This window comes from Enterobacter cloacae complex sp. ECNIH7 (assembly GCF_002208095.1).
In the GTDB taxonomy this organism is placed as follows: Bacteria; Pseudomonadota; Gammaproteobacteria; order Enterobacterales; family Enterobacteriaceae; genus Enterobacter; species Enterobacter cloacae_M.
The window spans coordinates 2,286,450-2,298,425 of record NZ_CP017990.1 but is presented as its reverse complement, the minus strand read 5'-3'; the positions used below and the strand labels follow the sequence as shown (position 1 = coordinate 2,298,425).

Here is an 11,976-nt window from a genome sequence, read left to right as displayed (position 1 = left end):
TCCTCGTTTACCAGTTCCACAGCGTGCCGTCTTCAAGACGGGCCACCGGCAGATAGGCCGGATCGTAGGGGTATTTCGCCGCCAGTTTTTCATCAAACTCGATGCCCAGCCCCGGCTTGTCGCCCGGATGCATGTAGCCGTTATCAAAGCGCCAGCTGTGCGGGAAGACTTCCAGCATCTGTTCGGAGTAGCCCATATATTCCTGGACGCCAAAGTTTGGCACCCACAGGTCGAAATGCAGCGCGGCGGCGTGGCATACAGGCGAGAGATCCGACGGACCGTGCGAGCCGGTTCGCACCTGGTAGAGCGAGGCGAAGTCCGCGATGCGACGCATCCCGGTGATCCCGCCCGCGTGGGTAATGGTGGTGCGGATATAGTCGATGAGCTGCTCTTCGATGAGCTGCTTGCAGTCCCAGATGCTGTTAAACACTTCGCCCACGGCAATTGGCGTGAAGGTGTGCTGGCGAATGAGGCGGAAGCAGGCCTGGTTTTCCGCAGGCGTTGGATCTTCCATCCAGAACATGCGGAATTCTTCAATGCTCTTGCCGAAGCGCGCCGCTTCGATTGGCGTCAGGCGGTGGTGCATGTCATGCAGAAGATGTTCATTGAAGCCGAATTTACTGCGCACCGCGTCGAACAGCTTCGGTGTGAAATCGAGGTATTTTTCGGTGGACCAGAGCTGCTCTTCCGGCCAGTCGCCTTTGGTCGCAGGCTCGTAGGCAAGTCCCTTCCCTTTGGCCATGCCGTAGGTGGTTTTCATGCCCGGCACGCCGCACTGCACGCGGATCGCCTTGAAGCCCATCTCTTTATGGCGGGCGTAATCTTCCAGCACGTCGTCAATGGTGTGACCGGTGGTGTGGCAGTAAACCATCACGCCTTCGCGGGATGCGCCGCCCAGCAGCTGGTAGAGCGGCATGTTGGCCGCTTTGGCTTTGATGTCCCACAGCGCCATGTCCACGGCGGAGATGGCCGACATGGTGACCGGACCGCGACGCCAGTAGGCGCCTTTATAGAAGAACTGCCAGACGTCTTCGATGCGGTGCGCATCGCGGCCAATTAGCTGCGGGCAGAGGTGGTCTTTCAGGTAGGAAGCAACGGAGAGTTCACGCCCGTTCAGCGTAGCGTCACCGAGACCGACAATCCCCTCGTCGGTGGTGATTTTAAGGGTGACAAAGTTCCGCCCCGGGCAGGTAACAAACACGTCAGCCGCGACAATCTTCATAATTCCTTTCCTTACATCATTTGTTGTGATGCTGGAAACTTACCCACTAACCAGACTACCATACAAGTATAATGATCATAAAATCGGCTAACGATCACAAAACCGGGGGATCAGGCCCGTCCCCATCCCGCCACAATAATCAGCATTCCGCACAGGGCAATCAGCGCGCCGGCCCAGTCGTACGCGCTGAGCTTGACGCCGTCCACCACGCGTAGCCACAGCAGCGCGGTACAGACATAGACGCCGCCGTAAGCGGCGTAGACGCGGCCGCTCGCGGCCGGATGCAGCGTTAACAGCCAGACAAACAGGGCCAGCGCGACGCTTGCCGGGATGAGCAGCAATACGGATCCCCCCTTCTTGAGCCAGAGCCAGGGCAGGAAGCAGCCGATGATTTCGCATAGCGCGGTGGCAAAAAAAAGCAGCGTCGTTTTGAGCATATTTCACGTCAGGTGAGGATTTATTTAGACATCATACCTGATGATATCCTTTACTTTTCCATACCTGCTCCGCGGGTATGCCGTCTTTTCGCTTTGGTGTAGAATCTGTTCGGGATAACTTGATTATCTGCACCCGTTTAAAAGGAAACGCTATGACCACATTAAGCAAACGCCTTTGTCTGACAGCCCTGCTGGCGCTGTCATCGTTCGCCTTTGCCGCCTCTGCGACAGCGGAAACCAGCAAGCTCATAATTGAGTCTGGTGACAGCGCGCAAAGCCGCCAGAACGCCGCTATGGACAAAGAACAATGGAATGACACCCGCAGCCTTCGCCACAAGGTCAACAAACGTGCTGAGAAAGAGTGGGATAAAGAAGATGTCGCTTTTGACGCGCGCGATAAGTGCCAGCAAAGTGCAAACGTCAACGCCTACTGGGAGCCAAACACCCTGCGCTGCCTGGATCGCCGCACTGGCCGCACGGTAGCCCCGTAATGTCGGCGCCCTGCGACGTTAAGCTTCGTCCGCTGGAGCGTGAAGACCTGCGCTTCGTCCACCAGCTCGACAATAACGCCAGCGTGATGCGCTACTGGTTCGAAGAGCCGTACGAGGCTTTTGTTGAGCTGTCCGATCTCTACGATAAGCACATTCACGATCAGAGTGAACGTCGTTTTGTGGTGGAGTGTGAAGGCGAAAAAGCCGGACTTGTGGAGCTGGTTGAAATCAACCATGTTCACCGTCGGGCGGAGTTTCAGATCATCATCTCCCCTGAACATCAGGGAAAAGGCCTTGCCTCACGGGCAGCGAAGCTGGCGATGGATTATGGATTTAACGTCCTGAACCTCTACAAGCTTTACCTGATCGTGGATAAAGAGAACGAGAAAGCGATCCATATCTACCGCAAGCTGGGCTTTATGGTGGAAGGCGAGCTGATTCACGAGTTCTTTATCAACGGCGAATACCGCAATACCATTCGCATGTGCATCTTCCAGCATCAGCACCTGGCCGGACACAAACCGTCAGGCGCCAGCCTGCTGAAACCGACCGCGCAGTAACCTGCGCGGTTTTATTCTCAGTAGTATTCAATCGTGTTTTTTATGGTGTATTTGCGCTCAACGGCAGGTTTGACGCTATCGTCCGTGATCGTCAGGTCGCAGCTCACCGGATTATTGTGTCGATCGTAATCGCAGCTCTGCTTCACGTTGCCCAGCGGCTTATCATTCAACATGCTCACCGCCGAGTAATCCATTCTTTTGCGAACGTCTTTAGACGGCGTCGACTGGACGGACAGGTGCTGATCCCCGGAGACGGTGGTTTTGCCCAGCGGGTAGCCGTCCGCATCGTAGCGATACTTCACTTCCATCTCTTTGCCGTGCGCCGCCACCACAAAACCGTTGTCGTCGGTATCCCAGGTTATCCCGGCTGACGGCAGTTCGGCCAGCTGGCATTTCCCCTGCAGCTTCACTTTTCGCTGCTGGGTTTCTGCATCAAGGTAGTAATTGGCATCCAGCACCAGCGCCACGCCGGTATTGGCCTCCAGGTCGTGCAGCTCCAGGGTATCGAAACACCCTTCCGTAGACACGGTGCCGGTGACCCGTTTGGACACTTCGCCCTTCTCGTTGAACAGCGTCTGGGTAAAGTCTTTCACCGGGCCGCGCAGCGGATCAAAATCAAATTCGTTCGAGAAACTCGCCATTTCGGGCGTAAACGACAGCGGCGCGGAGCTGTTGTCGCACCCCACCAGTGTTGCTGCCAGTAGCGTTATCGCTGCGTATTTCTTCACATTTATTACCGTACAGGGAGATTATTCCCAATCATATTAGCAAATACAGTTGTTTACACGAAGCCTGCTAAAATTAATCTCTACACAGAGAAAAGGAGCTACAGATGAAACGGTTACCCTGGATTACCGCCCTGCTGTTAATGAGTGCCTCAACGGCCGCGCTGGCGGCACCGGATTCCTGCGAGCGCGTGAAAAGCGACATTCAGCAGAAAATTATCAACAACGGTGTGCCTGAATCAGGTTTTACGCTGAGCATTGTGCCGAACGATCAGGCCGACCAGGCGGGCACGCAGGTGGTAGGCCACTGCGCCAACGACACCTTTAAAATTTTGTACACCCGTTCAGGCAACGGGGCTGCTGAAGCGCAGTAATTTACCCTCAATCCCCTTTGATTTGATAAGGATTAAGATTTAATACCCCCAAATCAGTAACACTCACCCCATCATTAGCCCGGTTATCATTTCGGGAAAAATAATACGTAATTATAATGATGGGGTGAGCCATGTCCGATACTGAACATCACGGCGGGATTAGCCGTCGAACTCTCGTGAAATCTACGGCAATAGGGTCTCTGGCGCTGGCCGCCGGTGGGATCTCGCTTCCTTTTGGTTTAAAAAGCGCCGCCGCGGCGGTGAAGAACGCCGTCCAGCCTGTTGAAGATAAAGTGGTGTGGGGCGCCTGCTCGGTCAACTGCGGCAGCCGCTGCGCGCTGCGTCTGCACGTCCGCGACGACGAAGTGTACTGGGTCGAAACGGATAACACAGGTGAAGATATTTACGGTAACCATCAGGTGCGCGCCTGCCTGCGCGGGCGTTCTATTCGCCGTCGGATCAATCACCCTGACCGTCTCAACTACCCGATGAAACGCGTGGGCAAACGCGGTGAAGGCAAGTTCGAGCGCATCACATGGGATGAAGCGCTGGACGCCATCACCGCCAGCCTGAAAAACGTGGTCAGCAAATACGGCAACGAAGCGGTGTATATTAACTACTCCTCCGGGATTGTCGGCGGCAATATCACCCGCTCCTCCCCTTACGCTTCGCTGGTGGCGCGCCTGATGAACTGCTACGGCGGTTTCCTGAGCCACTACGGCACCTACAGCACGGCGCAAATCGCCTGCGCCATGCCCTACACCTACGGCAGCAACGACGGGAACAGCACCTCTGATATTGAAAACAGCAAACTGGTGGTGATGTTCGGCAATAATCCGGCGGAAACGCGCATGAGCGGCGGCGGGATTACCTATTATCTGGAGCAGGCCCGCGAGCGCTCAAACGCGCGAATGATCGTTATCGACCCGCGCTATACCGATACGGCAGCCGGACGCGAAGATGAATGGATCCCGATCCGTCCGGGTACCGATGCCGCACTGGTGGCGGGTATTGCCTGGGTTTTGATCGACGAAAACCTGGTCGACCAGCCTTTTCTCGACAAATACTGCGTTGGCTACGACGAAAAAACGCTGCCGGAAAGCGCGCCCGCTAACGGCCACTACAAAGCGTACATTCTCGGCCAGGGCGATGACCGCACGGCGAAAACGCCGGAGTGGGCCTCACGCATCACCGGCATTCCGGCGGATCGCATCATCAAGCTGGCCCGGGAAATCGGCTCCGCGAAACCGGCCTATATCTGCCAGGGCTGGGGACCACAGCGCCAGGCGAACGGCGAGCTGACGTCCCGCGCCATCGCCATGCTGCCTATTCTGACTGGAAACGTGGGGATTAGCGGCGGCAACAGCGGCGCGCGTGAGTCGACATACACCATTACCATCGAACGTATGCCGATACCGGATAACCCGGTCAAAACGCAAATCTCCTGCTTCAGCTGGACGGACGCCATCGCCCGCGGACCGGAGATGACCGCCCTTCGCGACGGCGTGCGTGGGAAAGATAAGCTGGACGTGCCGATTAAGTTCATCTGGAACTTCAAGGACTTGAAGCGAGACCGCATTACACCTGAGGTCCTACATTGAGTCAAGACTTTGTGTCAGCCTTTGTGTCAGCCTTTGTGTCAGTGATGCCCCCAGTTCCAGTGCTTGTGGTGCTGATTGAGCGTCTCAACCACCAGCCTAAGGTGAGGGACTATTCGTCCGACCCCGGTATGTTGGACTCTCAGCAGGGCCTATGGGGGAGCTGTCGTCTGCTTAAAGAGTGATATGGGTCCTCACATTTTTCAGTCAAAAACTCATCGGACCCAGCGTCCTGACCAGCGGTCCCGGACCACCAGCACGACCAGTAATCCCAGCTTGACGAGGAAGACCACCAGATAGACTTGATGCAGGCTCATAGTCTCCCCTGTCATTGATATACTACCATACCAGAAATAAGGCCAAGACCCGGAGGTCCTGACCAATAGTTTTATTGTGGCGATTGGAACGATTGTACAGTAGGGACTTTACGTCTCACCCATTGCTCAGCTTCAGCTAGTGACCAGCACAGCCGCTTATAAACTCTGCGGGTCATCCAGATAGTCGCGTGATACCGCCCACCAGCTACAGGCTTTATGGATGTCTTAATCACGGATTACCACGGTCCCAGACGAGACGCTGTACGACAAACAGCAGAGCGTTAACACTGCCCGTCCCCATCTTGATTGTCGCCGCTGGTTCTGCGACTACGTGAACCTTACCGCGAATCTCAAGGTCATGAGACTGAGAGTTACCATCACGAGACAGGACCACATTGATATGTTCACCATCAGTACGCAGACAACCGAAACTCAGCGCAGTGAACCGTTTAGCCAGCACAAAGGCCCCACGGTCAGACCCGTTATAGTAGGCGATGTCCGTCCCCAGCATATCCTTGATAGCGTCTTCACCACCGAAGCCCTTAGAAGCAGCCAGTCGACCCAGAGCGCGAATCTCGTCCTCGTGCATCAGGATTCCGTAGTCAGACAGCGAAGCACCCATAGAGGACTCGGTGTAGGCATACAGTCCATCCAGCAGGGATTCTGCGTAATCGACCATCTTACCAGTAGTCACAGGGACTTCATGGTGTGTCTTCACCAGACGGGAGGTCATCAGCACGTCAACCATCTTGGAGTTAATGGACCGAACGACAGACTCGCAGATGTTCAGGGCGTCTTGCTGAAGTGTGCCAGTGGTGAAGCCTGAAAGGGTCTTAGCGTCCCAGAGCTTGGTTTGATAGCTGACAAGGATTGCCTGCTCAATAGGTTCGACAGTTACCTCAGTCCCAGCCGCAGCATTGACTACAGCAGGAGCCTTACCACCACCAATCGGAACGACCACAGAACGGTCAGCCAGCGTATGAGCAATAATCGGGGTCGGTAAGCTGTTACGGGTCGGCAGCAGTTCCACCGGGAAGGGGATGTTTGACTCAGCGTCCTGAAGTGCTGCATTCAGCATAGCCTTGACGGTCTTAGCTAACTGAAGCGCGTAGACTTGCGGCTCGGTAGCGGCCTGCTCAGAGACCTGAATGTTGTCAGTGTTGGTGATACGGGCTGGCTCAATGCCGAACTGGAAAGCGTCTTTAATAGTTGTCATGATAATCAATCTCCTTTGAGTCAAATACTTGAGGTCCCAGCTTAAAGTCCGGGACCGAATGTGGCTGTGATTACAAGCTGTCCATCCAGTTGTCCATGCCTTCAATCTCCACCAGCTTCGAGGCTCGTGAGCGACCAGTGGAAGACACAGCGTTGCGGATAGAGTCACCATAGGCCTGACGTTCAGCCTTCTGCTGGTCACGCTTCTGGTTAGCCTTAATGCGTTCCTCTTCGGTCATGTGCATCTCTGCCATACGCTCGGCAAGGACACGCTGCTCACGCTCAATGCGCTCTGCTTCACGCTGCTTATTAACCTGACGACGCTGGTAGGATGTAAGGAGGTCGTTACTGAAGAAGTTGCTAATCGTCACACCAGCTTCAGCGAGGGCCTCCAGCAGCTCCATAGACGCAGAGCTGGTAGGAGACAGTCCAGACAGGTAGCCCGGAATCAGGGTCTTTAACGCCAGTGATAACGGGTATGACTCACCGTCCAGCTTGCAAGTATTTGCGTAAAGGTCGATGTCGGTGACTTGGAGTTTCCAGTCGTTTTGGTCGAATAACATTGTTCGTACTCCTCTTGAGAAGGTGAGAACTATCGGTATCGCAGACACAGTTATGCCTACGGGTCTCCCCGCATCGGTCATTCTCAAAAGGTTTAAATAGGGTAGTGAGTAGGCGAGCTACTAACGGTTAGGTTTGATCACTCTGAACGATCAATTGAAGACACTATGATTGGAACAAACGATCAATAGGTATGTGGTTATTTGCTAATCTACGACCACCTTTACAAAGACACACAGGAATGCTTCATGCCTAAATTAGCTATTAGCATATTGCTTTACTTGGCCTGCTTCTATGCAGTTGGATACGGAGCTGGATATATAACAGGTGGGATAACTTGGCACACACTGTATATGCTTGAACGTATAATCACCGTAGCTTTATTTGCATTCGTTCCAGTATTTATCTTTTCAGTTTTATTAAACTCACCTAGAAGACAAGGAATAATAAAATCACTTTCTGTTGCAGCAATTAATATAATTCCTTCAGCTATCGCAATCCTTGTAGGATTTACTGACGCAGTGACCAGAGAATTTCTTACTTACTTTCTCGGTTAACTGACATATTGCGAATGACCAACTGTTCTATTAGCTCATTACGGGAATAAAATGGTCGGTCATTCGTAGCCTCTTTATCCACACCAAGCATCGACAATAGAATAGAAGTGGGAAGACCCCGGTAACGCAGGGTTAAACGGCCCTCAGGTGTGCGTGGGTCAATCATAGCCATTGTTAAAGTCTCCACTCACAGCGACCGACACGTAGCTCCTCAAACTCCTCTTTCGAGACGAGTTGTCCAGCCCTGTAGTGCGATACAGTGTGCTTCTTAATGAATGCCTTAGAGTCCGGCGAGATGTCATCCGAAGATGTTACAGCGGCCTGTACGGTGGAACTGGAGGTCATAGACACAAAGGCATCCGCTACAGCTATTCCGTACTCAAAGTCCAGCCACTCGCCAAACTTGATAGCCGCTACCGGGTCAGCAAGCCATGACGTACCGAGGCGACCCATATCGACTTTCTTTATGCCGCCATTTTTCGGCGTTATAAAGTAGCGACCTGTTTTAGTGCGGGCGAATCGGTAAACCATGGTCGACTCGGTGTCTTCTACCTTACCAATCTGGATACCGACCCGGCGTATCTCATCCAGTCGGAACAATCCGTCCTGACTGGTGAGGTCCTGACCGAAGATATGGATGGTGTATTCTTGTTGAGACATTTACGTGTACTCCTTTTGTTTGCACCCTGAAGTCGCACCCTACTGACCTACTCAAGCCCCCACGTAAAGGGAGACCAGCAGGCAACAGGACGCAAACAGAATGACTTGAGGTAATTGTGTTGTGGTCTGCGATGACCATAGAGACGAAGGTGCGACAGCGTGTCAGGACGACCAGATGGTGAGCGGTGATAGACTCAAGTCAAAATGAAGACACGAGAACGCTAACGGGCTGGAGGTCTGACAGAGGCTGTCTTGCTAGCCTTGGTATGGGAGAGCTTCCGCATGTCCTGACGCATCAGGCTCAGAGGCGGCTAGCCGGTCTCTCTACAGTGAGGGTTTATTCGGTTCTACACTTGAAGTCATCAGACTACTGGTTTGCTAGCGACTCCATGCGATGCCTCATGCGCTTCTATACAAGTAGACTTGATGGTCCGGGTCAGGACCTTAGTTGGGAAGACACGATGCTGGAAGACGCCTTGTGGATATCGTCTGGGGCATCGTGTTACTGAAGTCTAACTACAGGTTTCTTATTGGAATTGTGATAACACAATCCATCAAAGAGGACTCTAGTCAAGCCATAGCAACAATGGGTCTCCTCCAGCCTGCTGGTCATCTCAAAGCCCAAACCTCAGACACCACTGGTCAACCTCTTTGAGTTTCCGCCTGTCCACAATGGGTGTCAGACCTCAGCAATGATGTCTTGGTTCTTCAGTTATCCGCGCAGCGATTATCGCAGAGCCAACTTAAAGTCGGATGCGGTCTTCTGCTCCCCGCCTGTCAAAAGGGAAGATAACCTACGTTAAAGAGAATGGTCTCAGGCGCAAGGTGATTTAACACTAGGCGTATGCGGATGGTTTCCAATCGGTCCGCTACCGGAAGCCTGAGACTTAATGAATGTGGGTCGAGGAACTAAGGGTCCCCCTCCTATAGTGAGGGTATAATGCTTGCTAATTGTAACTCTTGTAAACTATATCAATTATAATATTTCGCAGAACCATATCTATCCTTAAAATGCTAGTTAAGCCCCTACGTTCAGGCGCTAGGCCACATTGACACCCCACTGACCCCGAAAGCTAACATCAGGTTTCTACGCTCGGCTGCCGGGAGGTCCTCTTCAGAAGGCCTGTAACCGTTATCATAAATCTCATGGTCAATATGCTTTGCCATCTCTATGTATTTCTTAAGGAGGTCGGCAGTTAATCCCCGGAATTGTTCGGAGTTTACCGCCAAGACACCTCTTGCAATATCGTCTTGGTTATCCAAATGATCCGCAGAGAAATTAAAGCTGGAAGTGTACGAATCGCCGTGAGCAATTGCATCTCTTACCTCAAGACACTCTTTGATAATTTGATAAGGCCTTGTCCCCATATAATTAGTAAAGCCGCACAATTTTAACGTTTTCTTGTGCATTGTCTTTCTGCACTCTGGTTTCGTCTTATCGTAACCGGGGTCAACCTGTTTTCTATAGAAGATGAACATAGCCTCAATAGCAAAGGCAGTGAATATGATACCTGTACGATAATGGTGCTCACGCTCCCACTCCTCGGTCGCCAGACCTGCTAACCCCAAACAGGTTTCAGCAGTAATCATACATTCATATGACGGCTTATTTTCTTTACGGACTTTAAACTCTTTAACCATTACGATTCTCCACTCACATCCCTACCAGTGCCAGATTTAGCGCATCAGCCAGACGTCCAACCGCGTGCCCCTTCCCGTACAGGTCGTAAGTGATTGACTGCGAGCTATGACCTAAGATGCCCTGAGCGTCCACCAGATTGACACCACGCTCTTTCATGCGGGTCGCCAGCCAATGCCTCAGACTATGAAGCGAGACGTTATCAGCGCCCGGCAGAGCTTCAGTCAGGACCCTTGAGTTAAACCAGCTAGAGTAGGCGCTCGGTGTCATCCCGAAGAGAGGACCATCATCAGGCTGGGCGTCTACCCACGACAGGAAGGACGTCAGGTCAAACCCATGCGCTCCGTTGGTCAGCGGTACAAGTCGGACTGAATGCTTGTTCTTTACGGACTTCCCGTCCCCATCTTCATTGATGTCGATACAAACCATATCGTCGATAGTAACAATGTCACGTTTAGTCAGGTGGCAGACCTCAGCAGACCGTGCGCCCGTGACCACAGAGACCAAAGTCGCCCATCTGCGAGCCTCAGAGGTCGTGTGAGCGGTATGTCGTGTGAACTGATACTCAGCCTCTACCCGGACAAGAAGTCTCTCCAGCTCCTCGTCAGTGAATGCTCTACGCTTGGAGTCGACATCCTTGGTTAACTTCATGCGCTCAATCGGGTTGCGGCCTTTAAGTTGCCCATTCATCAGACCATAGTCCAGACACATCTTCGCCTTGGTCAGTAGCTTGTTAATCGTCGACGGTCTCACCTCAGCAGACAGCATAGCGTCCCTCACTGCCAGCCACTCAGAGCGGGACATCAGGTCCATGCCAGAAGTAAGGAACCGGGATACGGTATTCAGTGAGGACGAGAGGTCCTTGTAGCTAGATGCCTTCAAGGTCTGGACCTTCTCAGCCAGCAGTGAGGACACAAGCTCAGAAAAACTACAGATAGCAGTAGTGACTTGACGCTCCTGCGTGAATACTTCTGGGCTGACCCCCTGCTCGTTACTCAGAATTGACGTAGAGCCGCCTATAGTTGAGTAATCTGTAGGGTTATTATCATCACCACCACTAACTAGCTTAATCAGACCGGAGGTATCGCCAGTGTCTACGCGCTGCTGCGCTGCGGTCAGGACTTCCAGCGCCAACCTTATGCCTTTCTGCTGGTCCAGACTCAAGGCTTGCGTGGCGGCTAGCTCTCTCAGGTTCGACTTCTCGTCGACCAGAGTAGCGACATCTACCCCATTCCAATAATCATCACTAGCGTCTGTCAGGAACTGCTCAGCCATGACCCGGAGGTGGGCTGTAAGAGCCTGTAGTGAGACTTCCGGCTCATCCAACATGAATGCCTTAGCTGTAGCGGCTAGCTCTCTCTGACGCATGACGGCGACTCTCCTGTCTGTACTCCGGGTCGATACTGAAAGAAATGGCTTGGTGTCCCCTTTAAGCCGTAGACGGATAGTATACCGACCATTGGCTCTGCGGACTACTTGCGGGACTGCAAGGTCCTTGATTTGTGTCAGCCTTGTGTCAGGACTTGGGGTGTAGACTTGCCCATACAGATAGGGAGAGCCAGAGAAAGAACTGGATGGATACACAGTATTATCATGATTAATGTCAGTCATATCAGGGCC

At 52.9% G+C, this 11,976-nt stretch carries 13 protein-coding genes and 1 pseudogene; 5 read left to right on the top strand and 9 right to left on the bottom strand.

Annotated elements, in window-relative coordinates:
* Positions 1-7: 7 nt before the first annotated feature.
* Positions 8-1,222 carry a D-mannonate dehydratase ManD gene (manD, locus tag WM95_RS11440; protein ID WP_063408714.1) on the bottom strand — a complete coding sequence of 405 codons (1,215 nt, stop codon included), beginning with the start codon at positions 1,220-1,222 and terminating at the stop codon, positions 8-10.
* A gap of 110 nt (positions 1,223-1,332) precedes the next feature.
* Positions 1,333-1,659: a YnfA family protein gene (locus WM95_RS11435; protein ID WP_021241222.1), complete on the bottom strand. Its 327-nt coding sequence runs from the start codon at positions 1,657-1,659 to the stop codon at positions 1,333-1,335.
* A gap of 152 nt (positions 1,660-1,811) precedes the next feature.
* Here WM95_RS11435 and WM95_RS11430 point away from each other — a divergent pair, with 152 nt between their 5' ends.
* Together WM95_RS11430 and speG are read left to right on the top strand one after the other, a co-directional pair.
* Entirely contained in the window at positions 1,812-2,150 is a 339-nt protein-coding gene (locus WM95_RS11430) for a DUF1283 family protein (protein WP_023311550.1), read from the top strand.
* Complete coding sequence (gene speG, locus WM95_RS11425; protein WP_023311549.1) at positions 2,150-2,710, top strand: spermidine N1-acetyltransferase; 561 nt, start codon at positions 2,150-2,152, stop codon at positions 2,708-2,710. The genes WM95_RS11430 and speG overlap by 1 nt, the downstream gene beginning before the upstream one ends.
* Positions 2,711-2,727: 17 nt before the next feature.
* Here speG and WM95_RS11420 read toward each other — a convergent pair whose 3' ends face one another.
* On the bottom strand, positions 2,728-3,438 hold the full coding sequence (locus WM95_RS11420) for a YnfC family lipoprotein (RefSeq protein ID WP_032657501.1): 711 nt from the start codon (positions 3,436-3,438) through the stop codon (positions 2,728-2,730).
* Between the two features lie 104 nt (positions 3,439-3,542).
* Between WM95_RS11420 and WM95_RS11415 the strand changes: the two genes are divergently transcribed.
* Both WM95_RS11415 and WM95_RS11410 read left to right on the top strand, forming a co-directional pair.
* Positions 3,543-3,809 (top strand): DUF1161 domain-containing protein, encoded by a 267-nt coding sequence (locus WM95_RS11415; RefSeq protein WP_023311546.1) that lies wholly within the window; start codon positions 3,543-3,545, stop codon positions 3,807-3,809.
* 131 nt (positions 3,810-3,940) lie between these two features.
* Positions 3,941-5,365 (top strand): annotated as a pseudogene (locus WM95_RS11410) (molybdopterin-dependent oxidoreductase); the annotation flags it as partial.
* Between the two features lie 588 nt (positions 5,366-5,953).
* On the opposite strand, the gene WM95_RS11405 reads toward WM95_RS11410, so the two are convergent.
* Together WM95_RS11405 and WM95_RS11400 are read right to left on the bottom strand one after the other, a co-directional pair.
* On the bottom strand, positions 5,954-6,940 hold the full coding sequence (locus WM95_RS11405) for a hypothetical protein (protein WP_063408715.1): 987 nt from the start codon (positions 6,938-6,940) through the stop codon (positions 5,954-5,956).
* 70 nt (positions 6,941-7,010) lie between these two features.
* Entirely contained in the window at positions 7,011-7,502 is a 492-nt protein-coding gene (locus tag WM95_RS11400) for a hypothetical protein (protein ID WP_063408716.1), read from the bottom strand.
* Positions 7,503-7,748: 246 nt separating this feature from the next.
* Between WM95_RS11400 and WM95_RS11395 the strand changes: the two genes are divergently transcribed.
* Positions 7,749-8,057: a hypothetical protein gene (locus WM95_RS11395; RefSeq protein ID WP_074166111.1), complete on the top strand. Its 309-nt coding sequence runs from the start codon at positions 7,749-7,751 to the stop codon at positions 8,055-8,057.
* Here the strand turns inward: WM95_RS11395 and WM95_RS27595 are convergent.
* From WM95_RS27595 to WM95_RS11370, 4 genes are all read right to left on the bottom strand, one after another.
* Positions 8,038-8,229 (bottom strand): hypothetical protein, encoded by a 192-nt coding sequence (locus tag WM95_RS27595; RefSeq protein ID WP_074166112.1) that lies wholly within the window; start codon positions 8,227-8,229, stop codon positions 8,038-8,040. The genes WM95_RS11395 and WM95_RS27595 overlap by 20 nt on opposite strands.
* A gap of 2 nt (positions 8,230-8,231) precedes the next feature.
* Positions 8,232-8,717 carry a hypothetical protein gene (locus WM95_RS11385; RefSeq protein WP_063408717.1) on the bottom strand — a complete coding sequence of 162 codons (486 nt, stop codon included), beginning with the start codon at positions 8,715-8,717 and terminating at the stop codon, positions 8,232-8,234.
* A gap of 1,032 nt (positions 8,718-9,749) precedes the next feature.
* Entirely contained in the window at positions 9,750-10,358 is a 609-nt protein-coding gene (locus WM95_RS27415; protein WP_063408718.1) for a hypothetical protein, read from the bottom strand.
* A gap of 13 nt (positions 10,359-10,371) precedes the next feature.
* Positions 10,372-11,724, bottom strand: coding sequence for a site-specific integrase (locus WM95_RS11370; RefSeq protein ID WP_088544778.1), 1,353 nt, complete (start codon positions 11,722-11,724; stop codon positions 10,372-10,374).
* Positions 11,725-11,976: the final 252 nt, after the last annotated feature.